The sequence below is a fragment of the Pseudomonas sp. genome (assembly GCF_028293835.1).
Taxonomy (GTDB): Bacteria; Pseudomonadota; Gammaproteobacteria; order Pseudomonadales; family Pseudomonadaceae; genus Aquipseudomonas.
In genome coordinates, this window is sequence record NZ_JAQGNX010000051.1 from 15,011 (window position 1) to 34,870 (window position 19,860).

General features: G+C 56.3%; 19 protein-coding genes and 1 pseudogene. 11 read left to right on the top strand and 9 right to left on the bottom strand.

The annotated features are described in order from the left end of the window. Positions 1-109: 109 nt before the first annotated feature. From arsC to JWR17_RS06050, 3 genes are read left to right on the top strand one after another with little or no spacing between them, the layout of a single operon-like run. A complete protein-coding gene (gene arsC / locus JWR17_RS06040) occupies positions 110-463 on the top strand; it encodes an arsenate reductase (glutaredoxin) (protein ID WP_299829286.1) in 354 nt (117 codons plus the stop codon). Next, on the top strand, positions 460-1,065 hold the full coding sequence (gene wrbA / locus JWR17_RS06045) for an NAD(P)H:quinone oxidoreductase (protein WP_299829288.1): 606 nt from the start codon (positions 460-462) through the stop codon (positions 1,063-1,065). Before arsC ends, wrbA begins: the two co-directional genes overlap by 4 nt. Next, complete coding sequence (locus tag JWR17_RS06050; RefSeq protein WP_299829290.1) at positions 1,058-1,474, top strand: DUF2069 domain-containing protein; 417 nt, start codon at positions 1,058-1,060, stop codon at positions 1,472-1,474. Before wrbA ends, JWR17_RS06050 begins: the two co-directional genes overlap by 8 nt. Positions 1,475-1,580: 106 nt before the next feature. On the opposite strand, the gene JWR17_RS06055 is transcribed toward JWR17_RS06050, so the two are convergent. Next, entirely contained in the window at positions 1,581-2,252 is a 672-nt protein-coding gene (locus JWR17_RS06055; protein WP_299829292.1) for a DNA-3-methyladenine glycosylase I, read from the bottom strand. Positions 2,253-2,259: 7 nt separating this feature from the next. After that, positions 2,260-3,084, bottom strand: coding sequence for a tRNA 2-thiocytidine(32) synthetase TtcA (gene ttcA, locus JWR17_RS06060; RefSeq protein ID WP_299829294.1), 825 nt, complete (start codon positions 3,082-3,084; stop codon positions 2,260-2,262). A gap of 374 nt (positions 3,085-3,458) precedes the next feature. Here ttcA and JWR17_RS06065 point away from each other — a divergent pair, with 374 nt between their 5' ends. Then, positions 3,459-4,061, top strand: coding sequence for a Yip1 family protein (locus JWR17_RS06065; RefSeq protein ID WP_299829296.1), 603 nt, complete (start codon positions 3,459-3,461; stop codon positions 4,059-4,061). 141 nt (positions 4,062-4,202) lie between these two features. Further along, positions 4,203-4,697: a SprT family zinc-dependent metalloprotease gene (locus tag JWR17_RS06070; protein WP_299829298.1), complete on the top strand. Its 495-nt coding sequence runs from the start codon at positions 4,203-4,205 to the stop codon at positions 4,695-4,697. A 100-nt stretch (positions 4,698-4,797) separates the two neighbouring features. Here JWR17_RS06070 and JWR17_RS06075 read toward each other — a convergent pair whose 3' ends face one another. From JWR17_RS06075 to JWR17_RS06090, 4 genes are all read right to left on the bottom strand, one after another. Next, on the bottom strand, positions 4,798-6,144 hold the full coding sequence (locus JWR17_RS06075) for a dicarboxylate/amino acid:cation symporter (RefSeq protein WP_299829300.1): 1,347 nt from the start codon (positions 6,142-6,144) through the stop codon (positions 4,798-4,800). A 314-nt stretch (positions 6,145-6,458) separates the two neighbouring features. Then, positions 6,459-7,805, bottom strand: coding sequence for an ATP-binding protein (locus JWR17_RS06080; RefSeq protein WP_299829302.1), 1,347 nt, complete (start codon positions 7,803-7,805; stop codon positions 6,459-6,461). Continuing rightward, on the bottom strand, positions 7,802-8,479 hold the full coding sequence (locus JWR17_RS06085) for a response regulator (protein ID WP_299829304.1): 678 nt from the start codon (positions 8,477-8,479) through the stop codon (positions 7,802-7,804). The genes JWR17_RS06080 and JWR17_RS06085 overlap by 4 nt, the downstream gene beginning before the upstream one ends. A 125-nt stretch (positions 8,480-8,604) precedes the next feature. Then, positions 8,605-8,868, bottom strand: a complete 264-nt coding sequence (locus tag JWR17_RS06090) for a hypothetical protein (protein WP_299829306.1) — start codon at positions 8,866-8,868, stop codon at positions 8,605-8,607. Positions 8,869-9,056: 188 nt separating this feature from the next. On the opposite strand from JWR17_RS06090, the gene JWR17_RS06095 reads away from it, so the two are divergent. Continuing rightward, positions 9,057-9,860, top strand: coding sequence for a dienelactone hydrolase family protein (locus JWR17_RS06095; RefSeq protein ID WP_299829308.1), 804 nt, complete (start codon positions 9,057-9,059; stop codon positions 9,858-9,860). Between the two features lie 141 nt (positions 9,861-10,001). Continuing rightward, complete coding sequence (locus JWR17_RS06100) at positions 10,002-10,730, top strand: 4'-phosphopantetheinyl transferase (RefSeq protein ID WP_299829310.1); 729 nt, start codon at positions 10,002-10,004, stop codon at positions 10,728-10,730. Between the two features lie 12 nt (positions 10,731-10,742). On the opposite strand, the gene JWR17_RS06105 is transcribed toward JWR17_RS06100, so the two are convergent. From JWR17_RS06105 to JWR17_RS06115, 3 genes are all read right to left on the bottom strand, one after another. Continuing rightward, positions 10,743-12,350 (bottom strand): ATP-binding protein, encoded by a 1,608-nt coding sequence (locus JWR17_RS06105; protein ID WP_299829312.1) that lies wholly within the window; start codon positions 12,348-12,350, stop codon positions 10,743-10,745. 4 nt (positions 12,351-12,354) lie between these two features. Then, entirely contained in the window at positions 12,355-13,107 is a 753-nt protein-coding gene (locus JWR17_RS06110) for a response regulator (protein WP_299829314.1), read from the bottom strand. A gap of 370 nt (positions 13,108-13,477) precedes the next feature. Further along, a complete protein-coding gene (locus tag JWR17_RS06115) occupies positions 13,478-13,732 on the bottom strand; it encodes a hypothetical protein (RefSeq protein ID WP_299829316.1) in 255 nt (84 codons plus the stop codon). A gap of 79 nt (positions 13,733-13,811) precedes the next feature. On the opposite strand from JWR17_RS06115, the pseudogene JWR17_RS06120 reads away from it, so the two are divergent. From JWR17_RS06120 to JWR17_RS06135, 4 genes and pseudogenes are all read left to right on the top strand, one after another. Further along, positions 13,812-16,721, top strand: a pseudogene (locus JWR17_RS06120) (ribonucleoside-diphosphate reductase subunit alpha). Between the two features lie 182 nt (positions 16,722-16,903). Next, positions 16,904-17,074, top strand: coding sequence for a YhfG family protein (locus JWR17_RS06125; RefSeq protein WP_299829318.1), 171 nt, complete (start codon positions 16,904-16,906; stop codon positions 17,072-17,074). Continuing rightward, positions 17,074-17,673: a putative adenosine monophosphate-protein transferase Fic gene (locus JWR17_RS06130; protein WP_299829320.1), complete on the top strand. Its 600-nt coding sequence runs from the start codon at positions 17,074-17,076 to the stop codon at positions 17,671-17,673. The genes JWR17_RS06125 and JWR17_RS06130 overlap by 1 nt, the downstream gene beginning before the upstream one ends. Before the next feature lie 620 nt (positions 17,674-18,293). Beyond that, on the top strand, positions 18,294-19,541 hold the full coding sequence (locus tag JWR17_RS06135; RefSeq protein WP_299829322.1) for a ribonucleotide-diphosphate reductase subunit beta: 1,248 nt from the start codon (positions 18,294-18,296) through the stop codon (positions 19,539-19,541). Positions 19,542-19,860: the final 319 nt, after the last annotated feature.

The window sequence follows — 19,860 nt, forward strand, 5'->3', positions numbered from 1 at the left end:
AATATTCACGTTAACTGCGACCAATCACCGCCCCGGCCTCCTGCAAGGTTCAGGAGCGCACGCCACGTATGTAGAATAGCCGCCACCTTACGCAAGATGCGACCCGCAAATGACCGACATGACGCTTTATCACAACCCGCGCTGTTCGAAATCTCGCGGGGCACTGGAACTGCTCGAAACCCGAGGCCTTACGCCGACTATTATTCGCTACCTGGAGACGCCCCCTGACGCCACGCAATTGCGCGGTCTGCTGGGCAAGCTGGGCATTAATGCCCGGCAACTGCTGCGCACCGGCGAGGATGACTATAAAACCCTCAACCTGGCCGACTCCAGCCTGAGCGACGAGCAGTTGATCGCGGCGATGGCGGCTCATCCGAAACTGATTGAACGGCCTATTCTGGTCGTCGGCGACAGAGCCGTCATCGGTCGTCCGCCGGAGCGCGTGCTGGAGCTTGTCTCTTGAGCGCGCCGTATATTCTGGTTCTGTATTACAGCCGCAATGGCTCGACCAGCGAGATGGCGCGACAGATTGCCCGGGGTATTGAGCTAGGCGGCATGGAAGCGCGACTGCGCACGGTGCCGGGGATTTCTTCCGAGATCGAAGCCGTCGCACCGAGCATTCCAGAGGCCGGCGCCTTGTACGCCAGCCTTGACGACCTGAAACACTGTTCCGGCCTGGCCCTGGGCAGTCCGACGCGCTTCGGCAACATGGCCGCACCGCTGAAATACTTTCTCGATGGCACCAGTACCCTGTGGCTGACCGGCGCATTGGTGGGTAAACCGGCCAGCGTGTTTACGTCCACCGCTAGCCTGCACGGCGGCCAGGAGACCACGTTGATGTCGATGCTGTTGCCGCTGCTGCATCACGGCATGCTGGTTGCCGGCTTGCCTTATAGCGAAGCCGCGCTGTTGGAAACCAGCGGCGGCGGCACCCCCTATGGCGCCAGCCACCATGCCGGGGCCGACGGCAAGCGTAGGCTGGATCAGCACGAAATCACCTTGTGCCGCGCCTTGGGCCAGCGCCTGGCCAAAACCGCTGTCTTGCTGGAGACGCCCCGTGGCTAAAGCGCCTAAAGTCTTGCCCGCGCTGGAATGGCTGGAGCCACGGGTTCGGCTGACGCGGATTGTCAGTCTGATCTGCTTTTTCGGGCTGATGATTCTGCTGGCAGCGTATTACCTGATCTTTGCCGACCTGCACGGCGCTCGACCCTGGGTGATACTAAGCATCGAATGGGTGCCACTGCTGCTGTTGTTACCCGGCATGCTCACCGGCAGCGCTCGCGGCCACTCTTGGACCTGCTTTGTGGTCAATCTGTATTTCATCAAAGGCGCACTGGCGGTGTACGACCCAAACCGCAGCGTGTTCGGCGCATTGGAGATGATCGCTAGCGTGGCGGTGTTTACCAGCGCCTTGCTCTATGTCAGATGGCGTTTCCAGTACAACCGCAAAGTGGCGGGTGAAGGTTCAGTTTGATGCACCCCTGACTGTAGGAGCCAACGTGTTGGCGAAGCGGCGTATTGGGCACCGTCAAAGGCTCGCCAACACGTTGGCTCCTACAGAGGGTGTGGGGTTTCAGTGATCAATGATTCACCGTATACGCCAGCATCATCGACAATTGGCACATGGGCCGGCCGCTTTCGGCGTGCCATTGGTTAAAGGCGCCTTGCACTGCGGCCAAGTCTTTGAGGCTGGTGGGCGCTCGGTCGATGATGTCTTGGGCATTTAGCCCGGCGACCATGTCATAGGTCGGGATGAACGTGTCTTTGCCCACCATCCGCAAGAAGCTCGGCGCGGACATTCCCCCCAGCTGATAACCGTGTCGGGACAAATATTTCCACAAACCAACAATATCGGTCACTGGCCAATCGGCGATGAAATTGCCGAAGCTGCCGTGCTCTTTATTGATGTCCAAAATCATCTGTGCATTGCGCGGCACGCTCTTCAGTTTGCCCAAGTGGCGAATGATCCGGGCGTCCTGCATCAAGCGCTCAAGGTGTTCAGCACCCATCAACACTACTTTCTCAGGATCAAAACGAAAGAACACTTCTTCGAATGTCGGCCATTTGGCATCGACCAAGCTGTGTTTCAGTCCCGCACGAAATACTCGCTGAGCCAGCGCCGAGAGGTAACGGTCGTTGCCGATCTTGCGCAATTGCGCGGTGGATCTGGCGTCTGGCAGGTGCGCTTCGAGCGCTGCGACGGAACCAAAACGGTTCAGGTTGTACTCGTGAAGCCATTTGTAATCGCGCATGCCTTTCCTACAGGTTCAAAACGTTGACGAAGCGCGAGGCTGCGGTTTCATCGATACGCAAATGGGTGAAGTCAAACAGGTTACGGTCCGCCAGTTGCGACGGCTGCACGTTTTTCAGTGCGCTGAAAATGCTCTCGGTACGGCCCGGCGTCTTGCGTTCCCAATCCGCTAACATCTCCTTGACCACCTGACGCTGCAGATTTTCCTGGGACCCACAAAGATTGCAGGGAATAATCGGAAACGCCTTGAAGTCGGCAAACGCTTGAATGTCTTTTTCGATGCAGTACGCCAGCGGACGAATCACCACGTTGCGCCCATCGTCAGCGCGCAGTTTGGGCGGCATGGCTTTGAGCGTACCGTTGAAGAACAGGTTCAAAAAGAAGGTTTCGATGATGTCATCCCGGTGGTGCCCCAACGCCATCTTGGTCGCACCGATTTCATCGGCATAGGTGTAGAGCGTGCCACGGCGCAGACGAGAACACAGTGAACACGTGGTTTTTCCTTCCGGGATCAGTTCTTTAACCACCGAATAGGTGTCTTTTTCGATGATGTGGTACTCCACGCCCAGCGTTTCGAAATACCTAGGCAGCACATGCTCGGGGAACCCTGGTTGTTTCTGGTCCATGTTCACGGCAACGATGCTGAACGTGACCGGCGCTACCTTTTGGAAGTGCAGCAGCACGTCAAGCAAGGTATAGCTGTCTTTGCCCCCCGACAGACACACCATCACTTTGTCGCCCTCTTCAATCATCCTGAAATCGGCCACTGCTTCGCCAGCGAGGCGGCGCAGACGCTTCTGCACTTTATTTTGCTGAACTGAAAGGGTGCCCATGGTGCTGATATCCGCTGGCGATTATTCGGAAAAGGCCAGCATTTTACGCGACAGCGGGATTCGATGCATGTCGGATGTGCTTTATCCAGCGCGGCCTCCGACGCCGCACTTTCGCAAATGATGAGCGTCCACTCGAACTCAACATCGTTAGCTCCGCATCTAATTTTTATGACTATTAAATAACATGTCGCGATTAACAGCGTTTCTTAGAGCATAAATTGCTCTAAAGCAGTGCAACTAGGCTTCCTATACTGCTGCACAAGGCCGCGTCCATTCCTATACCGAGGCTGTGGCCTCAAAACACCTGCCGAGGCGCTTGCCCGACAGGCGCTCCGCTGGGGGGCGACGGTAAATAATAATAAGGAGTAACCGGCATGATGAATCACGTTTTGGGATTATTTACTCATCCTGATCGCGAGTGGAAACAAATCCGTGGCGATAAAGAAGAAACCATCAGCCACATGTACTTGACCCATACGTTGATTCTGGCGGCAATACCCGCCATCTCTGCTTACATTGGCACTACTCAGATTGGCTGGGTCATCGGTAATAGAGCGCCGGTGATGCTGACTCATGAAAGTGCAATATGGATGACGGTCATGTCCTACATCGCCATGTTAGGCGGGGTAGCAGTCATGGGTGGGTTTATCCATTGGATGGCACGCACCTATGACGCCAATCCAAGTCTGGCGCGCTGTGTCGCATTCGCAACCTATACCGCGTCACCTTTATTCGTCGGCGGGCTGGCGGCTCTTTATCCACATATGTGGCTAGGGATGATTGTCGGCGTAGCGGCAATTTCCTACACGGTGTACCTGTTGTACGTCGGCCTACCGACCTTCATGAACATACCGTCTGACGAAGGCTTTATGTTTTCAAGCTCGGTTTTGGCCGTTGGCTTGGTGGTACTGGTCGCGATTATGGCGTTCACCGTCGTATTGTGGGGCATCGGGGTAGGACCCGAATATACCAACTGACAGCTCTTGCAAGCCCTACAACACGAGATGACGAGCCGCCTGCGGGGCGGCTCGGTTGTTTTTGATTACCATTGGGCAGCTTGAGTTTTCGGCGAACCAAGGCTTTGCGGCATACTTGCTGTCTCTGGAGAGCCTTTAAGAATGCCCGAACACATCACATCCCGTGTTGAAGTCTGCTATCAGCAAGCCGAAAACTTCTTCAAACGAACCTTCAAGCGCCCGGTGGTCAGCCTCAAACTGCGGGGGCAGAAGGCTGGCGTCGCGCATTTGCATGAAAATATGCTGCGTTTTAATCCGCAGCTGTACCGGGAAAACCGCGAAGATTTTCTCAAGCAGACGGTCGCCCACGAAGTGGCGCACCTGATCGCTCATCAGTTGTTCGGCGAACGTATTCAGCCCCACGGCGAAGAATGGCAGTTGATCATGCGCGGCGTGTACGAACTGCCGCCTAATCGTTGCCATACCTACGCCATCAAACGCCGCAGCGTAACCCGCTACATTTACCGCTGCCCGTGCGTCGACAGCGATTTCGCGTTCTCCGCTCAGCGCCATTCACTGGTGCGCCAGGGACGACGGTATTTGTGTCGGCAATGCCGGGAAACGTTGGTGTTCAGCGGTGAAATGCGGGTTGAGTGATTCAGCCTGCGGCACCTCGGGGGCAGTTCCCCTAAGGATTGCAAAAAAAATTCGTAAAAAAACCCATCCGAAGATGGGTTTTTTTTATTGCTGCTGAACGTTAAACAGTTTCACGGGATGCAGGGGTTGTGAGCGAAACTTCTTTCACGCCCAGATCATCTTCCGGACCCGTGTTGCTGATAGGACGACCGCCTGAGGTCAGTTCGGCTTGCATCTGGGTTTCGTCCAGCTCGCCTACCCACTTGGCAACTACCAGTGTGGCTACAGCGTTACCCACCAGGTTGGTCAGGGCGCGGGCTTCGGACATGAAGCGGTCGATGCCGAGGATCAGCGCCAGACCGGCAACCGGCAAATGGCCAACAGCCGACAGGGTGGCAGCCAACACGATGAAGCCGCTACCGGTAACGCCAGCAGCGCCTTTAGAGGACAGCAACAACACCACCAGCAAGGTGATCTGATGCGTGATGTCCATGTGGGTATCGGTCGCCTGAGCGATGAACACCGCAGCCATGGTCAGGTAGATTGCCGTACCGTCGAGGTTGAACGAGTAGCCAGTCGGGATAACCAGACCCACGACCGACTTGTTCGCGCCCAGGCGTTCCATCTTGACCAGCATGCGCGGCAATGCGGATTCCGACGACGAAGTACCCAGTACGATCAGCAATTCTTCACGGATATAACGAATGACTTTGATCACGCTAAAGCCGTGTGCCCGGGCAATGCCGCCCAGCACAACCAACACGAACACCACGCAGGTGATGTAGAAGCACAGCATCAACTGACCCAGTTGCACCAGCGAACCTACACCGTAGGCACCGATGGTGAACGCCATGGCGCCGAACGCACCCAGTGGCGCGAGCTTCATGATCATGTTGATGATGTTAAACATGACATGGGCAAAGCGATCAATGAAGTCCAGCAGCGGCCGGCCGTAAGCACCCAGGCGGTGCAGGGCGAAACCGAAGATCACCGAGAACATCAACACCTGCAGGATATCGCCCGTGGCGAATGCACTGAAGATGGTGTTGGGAATGATGTTCAGGATGAAGCTGACAACGCTTTGATCAGCACCGGCAGCCACATAGGCCGCTACTTTCGAGGAATCGAGGGTGGCGACGTCGATGTGCATGCCGGCGCCCGGCTGTACAACGTTGACCACAACCAGACCCACCAGCAGGGCGATGGTCGACACAATTTCGAAGTACAACAGCGCGTAACCGCCGGTTTTGCCCACGGACTTCATGGTCTCCATGCCGGCGATGCCGCTGACCACCGTGCAGAAGATAATCGGGGCGATGATCATTTTGATCAGCTTGATGAAGCCATCACCCAGTGGTTTGAGCGCAACACCGGCTTGAGGGTAGAAGTGACCGATTAGAATGCCAATAACAATGGCTACGATCACCTGGAAATACAGGGATTTGTACAAGGGCTGACGAGTCGTCATTGCGAAGTTCCTCAATAGCATCGCTGGGCACCATCCATCTGATGCGCGCGACACTTAAAGCGCTTAACCCTCCTGCACTGGAGGGATTTGTTTTGTCGAGTTGCGGGGGCAAACCATTCGCAAACCTCTTGGCCCTATCGCAAAGCGTGTGCCATGTTTTGCAAATGCTCTACACGCCAATGAATCCGCTGACTGTCGCTGAACAGAAGGACGTTAAGGGCCTGGAACATGGCGGCTTTCCGCCGCATAAGGCAAAAATAGCATCTGCAATGGCGGATATCCGCCGCACTGATAAGTTATAGCTTAGTAAGTATTTACGTAGCGAGGAAATGAATACGAAACGCTGCGCCGCCTAACGTGGAATCGCCAAGGGTCAAACGCGCGTTGTAGCTTTCGATGATGTCTTTGACCACTGCCAACCCGATGCCTTGCCCCGGATTTTGCCGATCCAGGCGCTCACCGCGCTGCAGAATCCGTGCGCGCTGGCTTTCGGGAACGCCGGGACCGTCGTCTTCGATGCACAGTTCATCGCCGTGCATCGAAGGGCGCAGGCTGACACGCACCCGGCCAAGGCACAGGCGATAGGCGTTTTCCAGGAGATTGCCGAGCATTTCCAGCAGGGCGCCCTGTTCCATGGGAATCAGGTATTCGTCCGGCAGCTCGACAATGACGTTGACCTGCTTATCGCGGTAGACCTTATCCAGCGTGTTGCACAAGCTTTCAACCACCGGTTTCAAGCTGACGTGGTGACGGACCAGGCCGCTTTTGCGCAAGCTGGCACGTTGCAACTGGTAGTCGATTTGTTGGCTCATGCGTTCGATCTGCGACTGCAGAATTCGCGCCTGCTCGAGGTCTTCGGGCCGTTTGGCGATGGTTTCGCTGACGCCCTGCAACACCGCCAGCGGGGTCTTCAAGCTGTGAGCCAAATCGCCCAGGGAGTCCCGATAACGAATGCGTTGTTCGCGCTCGCTGAACAACAGCCGGTTAAGTGAACCGGTCAAACGCAGTAATTCTCGCGGGTGCTCTTCGCTGAGGCTTTCGCGAGAACCGGCTTCCACTTGGTCCAGTTCCTGACTTAGCCCGCGCAAAGCGCGCAAACCCCAGGTCAGTCCCAGCCAGAGCAAGGCCAGCAATACGATTAAACCTGCGCCGAAGCCCAGATAAAGCTTTTGCCGTAACCCAGAAATGATTTCCTGGTATTCGCGCACCGGCTGTAAGGCGACGATGCTGAACGCCGCGTTACGCCCGCCTAACAGTTTGATTTCAACGTCGTAGACGAAGAACTCTTCGCCATTGCCTTCCTTGATCTTGGTGAAATTGCTACCGGTGCCGTCATACCGAGGGTGGTAGTTGATGTTTTCTTCGGAGGTGGCCCGGGAACGCCAGACCAACCGACCTTCGCGGTCGTAGATGTAGCCCAGCAGGCGGCTGTCTGGCAGGTTGAACTGCTCGCCTGGCAACATCAGTGGCATTAGCAAATGCCCGTCTTCGACTCGGGCAGCGGAGATCAGGGTCGTGACATCTGACGCCAGGCGCTGTTCGATGGCGTCTTCCAGCGCCAGGCTGTAAGCACCCTGCAGCGCCGGTAACAACGAGAGCATGAAAATGACTGCCAGCATGGCTGCCGCCAGCATTAATCGCACGCGCAGTGATCGAATCACTTACAGCGCTCAGTGAACAAGTAGCCCAGGCCACGCACGGTTTCGATGGGCTTGAAAGCAGACTCACCTTCCAGTTTGCGGCGCAAACGGCCGACCAGCACCTCAATCACATTCGGATCGCGCTCGTCGTCATCGGGATAAAGTTGTTCCATCAACCGCTCCTTGGCCACCACTTGTTGGTGATGGCGCATCAGGTATTCCAAAATCCGGTATTCGTAGGCCGTCAGCGCCAAGGGCTGCTCATCGAGGGACGCTTGCTTGCGGTTCAAATCCAGCAGCAAGGGTCCGGCGGTGATGGTCGATTGAGTGAAACCACTGGACCGACGCAGCAATGCATTAAGGCGTGCCTCCAGCTCTTCGAACTGGAACGGCTTGACCACGTAATCATCCGCGCCGGCAGCCAAACCTTCAACCTTGTCTTGCCAGTTGCCGCGAGCCGTCAGGATCAGGATCGGAAATGCCTTACCCTGAGCACGGAACTGACGTATCAGGTCGAGTCCGCCCATGCCTGGCAGACCCAGGTCGATTACCGCCAGATCATGGTTGAATTGTTCTGCCTGGTATAAGGCCTCTTCGGCATTGGCCACGGCTTCGACCACGTGACCGCTTTCGGTCAGGCGGGTCTGCAAATGATGGCGTAGTAACGCCTCATCTTCTACCACCAGCAGTTTCATGCGGCTCTCCCAGGCAAAATCATTCCCTCTCAAGGCTAAGGCTATACAGCGTGGCCAAAGGCACTGCGCCCAGACCGCTGAGTGTGCGGTCTGGGCAGCAAATGTCCAGCGACAGGCTGAAACGATTAAAAGATATAGGTCGGGCGCTGTTTTGGATCATAGCCGCCCTTCAGCGTGGCTTGACTCAGCTTGACGCCGTTGTGGGTGCCAGATGCGTAGTGGATCGTCGAATAAACGTTGTATTCGGCGGTACGCAGACCGGGATTGGCTTTATTGACTCGTTGACCCGCGTTGGCACGTAACAACGCACCGGGAAGGTTTTCAGCCTGTACAGCGGCGCTGCCGCCGAGGAACGCTAGCGCAAAAAACAGCTTATTTAAGGTAAGCATCAATAAGTCCTCTCGCGCCGGGCGCATTTGGGTACGCGGTCAGACTAATCACTGCGCCCTGAACCCACCCTGAACGTGCCCTGAACTTATCCTGAACGGATTCACCCTACCCGACCTGCGCAATCGTCTAGGCTGTTTGACGAATCAACGTCGTTATACGATTTATAAAAAAACTAAGGGGAATCAACATGCGATTCTGGACAACGCTAGCAATGGTGGGCTTGACCGGGTTGGGCTTGGCCGGAGTGACTCAGGCCGCCGTCAAGACCGAAACCATCAATTATCAAAGCGCCGACGGCACCCAATTGATCGGTTATTACGCCTACGACGATGCGATAAAGGGTCAGCGCCCAGGCGTGCTGGTGGTGCATGAATGGTGGGGCTTGAACGATTACGCCAAAGGCCGCGCCCGTGAGCTGGCAGCATTGGGTTACAGCGCCATGGCGGTGGATATGTACGGCGAAGGCAAGAATACCGAGCACCCCAAGGACGCCATGTCCTTCATGATGGAGGCGATGAAAAACAGCACCGGCGCCGCCCAACGCTTTGACGCCGGGCTTGCGCAGTTGAAGAAGCAACCGCAAACCAATCCGGCGAAAATCGCCGCTATTGGTTACTGCTTCGGTGGCGGCATCGTCCTGGACGCCGCTCGTCGCGGCGATCCGCTGCTGGGAGTGGTGTCGTTCCACGGCATGCTGGCCACCAAGACGCCAGCCACGCCGGGCAGCATCAAAAGCAAAATTCTGGTCGAGCACGGCAACAGCGACACCATGATCAAGCCAGACAGCGTGGTGGCTTTCAAGTCGGAAATGGACAAAGCCGGGGCTGATTACCAATTCGTGGGTATTGATGGCGCCAAGCATGGTTTCACTAACCCTGATGCAGATCGCCTCGGCAAAGGCGACAACGCTCCGGACATCGCCTATGACAAAGCCGCTGATCAGAGCTCATGGGCGGATATGCAGGCCTTCTTGAAGAAAGTGTTTGGCTGACAAGGAGCCAACTTGTTGGCGATCCGCCTGGCGCCACGGTTTGTCTGACTCACCGCGCTGCCTGCCTCGCCAACCAGTTGGCGCCTACAGGCGGCTCGGTGTCCCTACCAAACCCTGCGCCAAACCGGCAAAATACCAGGCATGACTGAGCCTTCGATCCTTCCCGCCTGTTGCCCCACGCTAATTACCCACTGGCCGTTGCCCCATACACTGCCTGGCGTGGTGTTGGTCAGCGGAGCGTTTGATCCAAAGCAATTATCGGAAAGCGACTTCCAGCGCAGCCGCATTGACGCCCCCGCCAATATTCAACGCGCCGTCGCCAAACGGCAGGCTGAGTTCCTTGCCGGCCGGCTCTGCGCACGGGAGGCCTTGCAGCAACTGGACGGCCGCCACTACGTCCCCGACATCGGCGAAGACCGTGCGCCGGTCTGGCCTGTGGATATCTGCGGTTCAATTACCCACAGCCACGGCTGGGCAGCGGCAATCGTCGGGCAGCGGACACAATGGCGCGGTCTCGGCATGGACATGGAAAATCTACTTAACAGCGACCGCGCGCAACGGCTGGCCGGAGAAATCCTCATCCCTGACGAACTACAGCGCATGGCAGCCGGCCCCACCGACAACGTAGCCTTACTGGTGACCCTCACCTTCTCCGTGAAAGAAAGCCTGTTCAAAGCCCTCTACCCGCTTGTGCAAAAACGCTTCTACTTCGAAGACGCCGAAGTCTTGCACTGGTCCGCTGACGGCAGCGCTCGCCTGCGCCTGCTGATTGACTTATCCCCCGAATGGCCCAGCGGCTGCGAACTGGACGCGCAGTTCAGCGTGAGAGATGGACAACTGTTAAGCCTGGTCAGCATCACGGCGCCCTGATTCAAGTGGCACTCAGGGCTTTTGCTGACGCGGCCACGCCAAACTGAAACACGCGCCGCCCAGATTCTGGCTTTGACTAATCAAAGCCCGGCCGCCATGCCAGTGGATGATCCGCCGCACAATCGACAGCCCAAGGCCGTGACCCCCCGATGCCCGCGTGCGGCTGTCGTCTACCCGCATGAAGGGCTTAAAAATTCGCTCCCAAGCGCTTTCCGGCACACCGGGACCGTCGTCCTCTATGTCGATGCGACAGCGTTCCGGTCCCACCTGATAGCTGACCCGAACCTGAGTCTCAGCGTGGCGCATGGCATTGCTCACCAGGTTCTGTAGCGCCCGGTGCAGATAACGCGGCTCAGCCTCGACCCAGGCGCCGTCGTTATCCGCCGACGCCACGCATTCCCCTCGACTGACCATGACCGTGGCACGCAACGGCGCCAATTCAGCGATCACCTGATTGACCAACGCATCCAGACTGATCCGCTGGAAATTCAGGGTCGGCGAGCCCTGTTCCAGTCGCGCATACGTCAACATCTCGTCCACCAGCTTGTCGAGGTCCTGAATATCACTGTCCATGCCGACCCGGTATTTATCCCGCGCCGCTTCAGTGGTCGCCTCGCCGATCATTTCCAGGCCAAAGCGCAACCGGGCTACCGGCGTACGCAACTCGTGGGAAACGGCACGCACCAGTTCACGCTGCATGCTTAATGAGCGCTGTAGATGTTCGGCCATGCCATTGAACGCCGAGGCCAAACGCCCTACAGAATCAGAACCCGACGCTGGGACCCGGGTTTCCAGGCTGCCCTTGGCGATGCGCGTCGCGGCGGCCTCAAGACCCAGCAAGCGCCGCTCGAGGCGGCGCACCAGCAAGTACACCACCAGCCCAATCAGACACAGGCCAAGAAAACCGATGAGCACCAACAATTCCGGCGGGTACGGGTTCATCTGGTACAGCGGACCGATCTCCAATACCCATGGGGTATTGACCATTCCGGCGAACACCCGGATCGAATCACCGCCTTTGCCCAGGGCCATCACCGTGTCGCCTTCATCGACCCGGCGGCGTTGATCGACATCCATGTCGGCCTTATCGAGACGAATCAATCGCATGTCAAAACCAAAGCCCTTTTCCAGCTTCAGGGTATTAAGGCGTTGGGGTTGCTCAGCGACCGGAACCCGTACCAACTCATCAATGAGTAAATAAATAGTCGCGCGAGCCAGTTGCTCGCTGATTTGCCCTACCTCGCCGCTTAGCACCAGTTGTTCGCTGTCGCTGACGAGTCGATAAACCTTGGCGGCATGCGGTCCGGTTTGCTCGACCACCACTTGACCGCGCAGCATTCGGCTGCGGTCGCCGCTGTCGAGGGCGGTGTCTTTGAGCGCTATCAGTTCCAGCGGAATGCCCATCAAGCGTCCCCACGCCGCCAGCGCACGAGTCTGGTCAATGGCGATCATGGGTTTCAGATTGTCGGCCATGAGGGTGAACGTGCCGTGGGCCAGGCGCTCGCGGTATTGCTCGCCGCGCACCTGATTGACCAGGTGCAGGGTCAACACTCCCAGCAGCGCCACCAGCACCAATACGCCAAGCATGCCGCCATAAATGCGCAGGAAGATGGAATTCATGGCGTCAGTAGTTCAGTACATAACAGGTAGGGTCTTGCGCGGCCTCCGGGACAAACAGATAACCTTTGCTGCGAATGGTCTTGATCAAGCGCGGATGAATCGGATCGTCACCGATTTTCGGCCGAATACGCGAAATACGTACGTCAATCGACCGATCCTGGCCGTCATAGCCAAAACCACGCAGCGCCGTGAAGATTTCTTCCCGGGACAAAATCCGCCCGGCGTTGGCTACCAATAACCACAGCAGATCGAATTCAGCGCTGGTTAACTCGATGCTGCTGCCCTGCAACCAGGCTTCGCGCAGGGCGTTATCGACGATCAGCGGACCGAATACCAGCCGCCGCGTTTTCTCTTCAGACTTGATTTCGGATTTAGCCTCAGCCGTCTCGTTGCGTCGCAACAGCGCGTGGATGCGCGCCAACAAGACGCGAGGGTGCACCGGTTTGCAGACGAAATCGTCGGCACCCATATCCAGGCCTTGAATTTGATCGGAGTCATCGGTGCGCGCGGTGAGCATCAGGATCGGGCCGTCGTAGCGATCACGAACCCTGCGACAGATGCTCAAGCCATCTTCACCGGGCAGCATCAGGTCAAGAATCACCAAATCAGGTTGCTCGGCAATGATGCGCGCCACGGCCATGGCGCCATCACCTTCGATATTCACCCGCAGGCCATTGCCCTGAAGGTAGTCACGGGTCAGTTCAGCCAAACGCTGGTCGTCTTCGACAATCAGCACCTGCCAGGCTTCTTGCTCCACGGGTAACCTCTTCTGTCATTGTTCTTATTAATAGAGACATCGTGCGAATCAGGCGTCAAAGGGCTTGATTGAGGGCGAGTTTAGCAACAGCTCGCGCTAAGCACACGACATGCCAGTTTGCACTCAAAACCTGCGTTTTTCGTGACGAACTTCACGCCTGAAAAAACCTGCGAATGACGGCAAAAACAATGACAGACGGTCCGGTCCAGTAGTTCTGCGGCCTACACGGGTTTTCCAGATTTCATACATGATTTACCCACAGATTTATCCACAGGCGCTCGTTGCATTTCATGGCCAAAACGCTTTATCTTGTAGCTCGGCGCGAAAAAAACCCTACATGTAGGGTTTACCGCCTGAAACCAAGCACAACTTAATCGAGAATTTCAAGCTGTTTTCTTGCTGCTGTTTGGTTGAATCGCAGCGTTTTCAGCACGCCAAACTGCTCAAGTAGATGGCAACCGCCTTGCCTCATTTCTATGGGGGCAAACCGGTACGCGAGTTGCAACAAAAGACGAGCATCCTTCATACGATTTCGGTAGCGGGCGTGTCCCGTGACCAACGACTTCAACGCCAGGGAAAGGCCAAAGCCTTCCTTATCCGTTTTGAAGTCTTTCCAACTGACCACTTGGTCGGTTGACTGCCTTGAGATGGAACGCTGGGCACCAATTAGTGCCTAAACAAACTTAAAGAACGTGGAGACACCCATGCAAACAGACACAACTCGCGAGAATTCGCCGACCGCTACTCCGCACGCCGACCACTCCCAACAGGATTTGTCCGCCACTGCACCGGGTCAGCTGCGGGTGATCAAGCGTAATGGGACCGTCGTTCCTTACACCGATGACAAAATCACCGTCGCCATTACCAAAGCGTTTCTTGCAGTTGAAGGCGGTACCGCCGCCGCGTCGTCGCGCATCCACGATACCGTGGCGCGCTTGACCGAACAGGTCAGCACCACGTTCAAACGTCGCATGCCTTCGGGCGGCACCATCCATATTGAAGAAATCCAGGACCAGGTCGAACTCGCCCTGATGCGCGCTGGCGAACAGAAAGTCGCCCGTGACTATGTGATCTACCGTGACTCCCGCGCCAAAGAGCGCGCCGTTCGCTCCACCGATGAACCGGTACAAGCGCACCCATCGATCCGCATCACCCGCGCTGATGGCAGCCTGGCGCCGCTGGACATGGGTCGTTTGAACACCATCGTCACCGAGGCCTGCGAAGGTCTGGCGGAAGTCGACGCGAACCTGATTCAAAGCGAAACCCTGAAAAACCTGTACGACGGCGTTGCGCTGAAAGACGTCAACACTGCCCTGGTAATGACCGCGCGCACCCTGGTAGAACGTGAGCCTAACTACTCCTTCGTGACCGCTCGCCTGTTGATGGACACCCTGCGTGCCGAAGGCTTGAGCTTCCTGGAAGTGGCCGAAAGCGCCACCCACCACGAAATGGTCGACCTGTACGCCAAAGCACTGCCGTCCTACATCGCGAAAGGCATCGAGTTCGATTTGCTGAACCCTATCCTAGCGACCTTCGACCTGGAAAAACTGGGCAAGGCGATCAACCACGAGCGCGATCAGCAATTCACTTACCTGGGCCTGCAAACCCTGTACGACCGCTACTTCATCCACAAGGATGGCGTGCGTTTCGAATTGCCGCAGATCTTCTTCATGCGCGTGGCCATGGGCCTGGCCATCGAAGAGAAGAACAAAGAAGACCGTGCCATCGAGTTCTACAACTTGTTGTCTTCGTTCGACTACATGTCGTCGACCCCAACCTTGTTCAACGCCGGCACCCAGCGTCCACAGCTTTCCAGCTGCTACCTGACCACCGTTCCAGATGACCTGTCGGGCATTTACCACGCCATCCACGACAACGCCATGCTCTCCAAATTTGCCGGCGGCCTGGGCAACGACTGGACGCCGGTTCGCGCGCTGGGCTCTTACATCAAGGGCACCAACGGCAAATCCCAAGGCGTCGTGCCGTTCCTCAAAGTGGTCAACGACACGGCAGTTGCAGTTAACCAGGGCGGCAAACGCAAAGGCGCAGTCTGCGCTTACCTGGAAACCTGGCACATGGACATTGAAGAGTTCATCGAGCTGCGCAAGAACACCGGTGATGATCGTCGTCGTACCCATGACATGAACACCGCCAACTGGATCCCTGACCTGTTCATGAAGCGCGTCTTCGATGACGGCCCGTGGACCCTGTTCTCGCCTTCCGAAGTTCCGGACCTGCACGACCTGACCGGTAAAGCCTTCGAAGAGCGTTACGAGTATTACGAAGCACTGACCCAGTACGGCAGCAAGATCAAGCTGTTTAAGACCCTTCAGGCCAAAGACCTGTGGCGCAAGATGCTCTCGATGCTGTTCGAAACCGGCCACCCTTGGTTGACCTTCAAAGACCCGTGCAACCTGCGCAGCCCGCAGCAACACGTCGGCGTGGTTCACAGCTCGAACCTGTGCACTGAAATCACCTTGAACACCAACAAGGATGAAATTGCCGTTTGTAACTTGGGCTCGATCAACCTGCCAAACCACATCGTGAACGGCAAGCTGGACACCATCAAGCTCAAGCGCACCATCGACACCGCCGTTCGCATGCTCGATAACGTGATCGACATCAACTACTACTCGGTGCCGCAAGCGCGCAACTCGAACTTGAAGCACCGTCCAGTGGGCCTGGGCATCATGGGCTTCCAGGACGCGCTGTACTTGCAACACCTGCCATACGGTTCCGACGCTGCCGTGGAGTTCGCCGACCGTTCCATGGAAGCGGTCAGCTACTACGCGATCCAGGCGTCTTGCGACCTGGCTGATGAGCGCGGCGCTTACGAGACGTTCCCGGGCTCGTTGTGGTCCAAGGGCATTCTGCCGCTGGATTCGCAACAGATCCTGATCGAACAACGGGGCCAGAAGTACATTGATGTCGATCTGAACGAAACCCTGGACTGGGCACCCGTGCGTGCCCGTGTGCAGAAAGGTATTCGTAACTCCAACATCATGGCCATCGCACCGACCGCCACCATCGCCAACATCACTGGCGTTTCGCAGTCGATCGAACCGACGTATCAAAACCTGTACGTGAAGTCGAACCTCTCGGGCGAATTCACCGTGATCAACCCGTACCTGGTTCGCGACCTTAAAGCTCGCGGTCTTTGGGACTCGGTCATGATCAACGACCTGAAATACTACGACGGTTCCGTACAGCAAATCTAACGCATCCCGCAGGAACTCAAAGACCTGTACGCCACCGCCTTCGAAGTGGAAACCAAGTGGATCGTCGACGCCGCCAGCCGCCGCCAAAAGTGGATTGACCAGGCTCAGTCGCTGAACCTGTACATCGCCGGCGCCTCGGGCAAGAAGCTTGACGTGACCTACCGCATGGCTTGGTACCGTGGCCTGAAGACCACTTACTACCTCCGTGCCCTGGCCGCGACCAGCACTGAGAAGTCGACCATCAGCACCAGCAAGCTCAACGCAGTATCCAGCGGCAACCACGGCGATGACTCCATTCTGGCGGCGCCAAAGCCATCGGAATTCACCACCGCCGGACCAGCGCCAGTGCCGCAAGCCTGCGCGATTGATGAGCCGGACTGCGAGGCTTGCCAGTAATCGTGAACCAAAGTTGGCTGCCTATAGGAGCCGACTTGTTGGCGAGCTTTACTGAACTGTAGGAGCTGCCGAAGGCTGCGATAAATCGCACCAGCGGTTGAAAAACCAAAGCCTCTCGGCCAGCTCTTTCCGCTACAATGGGCCCTTGAAAAATAGGTCCTTGAAACTCGGAGGCCGTCTCAATGCCTAACCTCTCTCTCGATGCAAAAAAAGCCTACTGCGCCAAGACACGCAGATCCAACTACGCAGCCAGCCTGCGCCTGGAAGGTTTCGAGAGCACTCCGCTGGATGCTGAACGCATTCTTCCGTCTCGTGAAGAATTGCTAAAAACCTATCGTAATAAACAAGCCTGATGCTAGATAAATATGGCGTCGGACAAGACCCGTACTGTTATCCCGGTACCGCGGTCCTGCGGAATCTTCTTGGTATAACCGAATTCGGAATCCTGTCCGAAGCAGAGCGCGCACTCTCTGAAGTCGCCGCTGAATCCATCGAGTTTGCGCCGCCGCCCTACGATCTTTCTTACCTCAGAACCCTGCATCAACGGCTGTTCTCGGACCTTTACGATTGGGCTGGTGAAGTTCGCACGGTGGACATCTCGAAAGACGAGACCCATTTCTGCATGACCAGCCGAATCGAACCTGAAGCTAACAAGCTGTTCGGCTCCTTGGCCAATGCCAACTGGTTTCAATATCTGGATCGTGCAAGCCTTATAACCGCTAGCGCAGAACTGTTTGGCGACCTTAACGTTGTGCATCCTTTTCGCGAAGGCAACGGCAGAGCACAACGGATTTTATTTGAACACATCATTGTGAACGCGGGTTATGGAATCAGTTGGTGGGCCGTGGATGCCCAAGAATGGATTCAAGCGAATATTGATGCGGTGGTCTGCGATTACGATGCGCTGAAAAGCGTATTTGAACGGTGTATCGGGCTGCCGATTAGCGACTGATTGAACGGATATACGGGACGATTAAGTCCCACTTTTATTTTGCCATTCGTCGCCGGTTGTTTAGTTTGAAAAGAACGTCTTCCGGGCCGTTTTCCGTCACAACGCCCGGTATCAGTGGCCTAACGAATTTGATCCAGACCACGTCTTGAATCTTTGCCGTAATCGACCTCATCCAAGCGATTGCCGAGAGAGCAGCAGCACTATATGCTGCGTCTCAAGCAATAGAAAACCACTAGATAAGCGATTCACGCCCAAATTTGGCGCTCATTTTTGTCAAGAGTGAAATGCGCTAAAAATCAAAGAAACCTGCAAAAAACACGCGCAAAAACGCGGAAACAGACGAACCAGTGCGACGCAAAAATCTGTATAATCTCGCACTCATCGAAGGGTACTCAAATGACCGTTTGCGCATGCAAAGCTGGCTCACCTGATAGCAACCCCGAAGACTCGTTCCGTGTGCGGTCCAGGCAACGACCGCCAGCTTTGTAGATCCAAACACTGTAAGGCACTCGAGTAATCTCGACTCATTCCGTTGCCAGCATGTAAATGCAGCGCTGGCGGCTTATACCTTAAATTTTAACCGGTCGCCGTTGGCGGCCCTTGGGCAGGAGCCACATACCATGCTGAACTGGGATGAATTCCACAAAGAAGACGGCGAAACCGTCGCCCGTGCTACCAACGCCGGCCACGCCAACGAAGCCAACATGGACCGCCTCGACAGCGCCGGTGGCGCTGCGGCACAAGAAGCCCGCGCAGTCACTGCCAGCGACTCGGCCGCGATCATTCGCGCCAAGGCCGCTCTGGACAGCCTCGACGTCGCCGAAGGTCTGGCTGAACTCGAAGGCGCCAGCGCCCGTGTAGCCGTTGACGAAAAGATGATGATCAACTGCCGCGCCGACCTTAACCAACTCGTGCCCTTCAAGTACGACTGGGCCTGGCAGAAATACCTCGATGGCTGCGCCAATCACTGGATGCCGCAAGAGGTCAACATGACCGCCGACATCGCCGTATGGCGCGATCCGGAAGGCCTGACCGACGACGAGCGCCGCATCGTCATGCGCAACCTCGGCTTCTTCTCCACCGCCGACTCCCTGGTGGCCAATAACCTGGTGCTGGCTGTTTACCGCCTGATCACCAACCCGGAATGCCGCCAGTACATCCTGCGCCAAGCGTTCGAAGAAGCGATCCACACCCACGCCTACCAGTACTGCATCGAATCGCTGGGCATGGACGAAGGCGAGATCTTCAACATGTACCACGAGATTCCTTCGGTCGCCAAAAAAGCAGCCTGGGGCCTCAAATACACCCGTTCGATTTCCGATCCGAAGTTCGAAACCGGCACCGTCGACACCGACAAAGAACTGCTGCGCAACCTGATCGCTTACTACTGCGTACTGGAAGGCATCTTCTTCTACTGCGGCTTCACCCAAATCCTCTCCATGGGCCGCCGCAATAAAATGACCGGCGTCGCCGAGCAGTTCCAATACATCCTGCGCGACGAATCCATGCACCTGAACTTCGGCATCGACGTGATCAACCAGATCAAGATCGAAAACCCACACTTGTGGGATGCTGAAATGAAGGAAGAAGCCTCGCAGATGATCTTGCAGGGTACTCAGCTAGAAATCGAATACGCCCGTGACACCATGCCTCGTGGGGTGTTGGGCATGAACGCGGCGATGATGGAGGACTACCTGAAGTTCATCGCTAACCGTCGTTTGAGCCAGATTGGGTTGAAAGAAGAGTATCCGGGGACTACTAACCCGTTTCCTTGGATGAGCGAGATTATGGACTTGAAGAAAGAGAAGAATTTCTTTGAGACTCGGGTTATTGAGTATCAGACGGGGGGGGCGTTGAGCTGGGATTGATTTTTTTGGCTTAGGGTTTGGCTGGGTTTGTAGTGGGGAAGCCAGGGGCAGTGATGTCTCTGGCTTTTTTATTTAAGCTGTCCCGTCCTGAATAAGGTTTACACCTTCTGACCTATCCTCAGGAGGACGTAATGGATTCAGGGAAAAGGCGCAATCTTCCGCTGGTGGTAGCTCTCACTGGGGCGCAGCATCAGCAACGCTAAAACTTTTCTGCGGTAATCAGAGAAGAGAAATGTGGCCAACGTCATGGAGAGCCTTCGCCGATGCTGCTAATAAAGCAGCAATTCAAGCCTAAAAAGCAGCAACTTCCGACGATTTA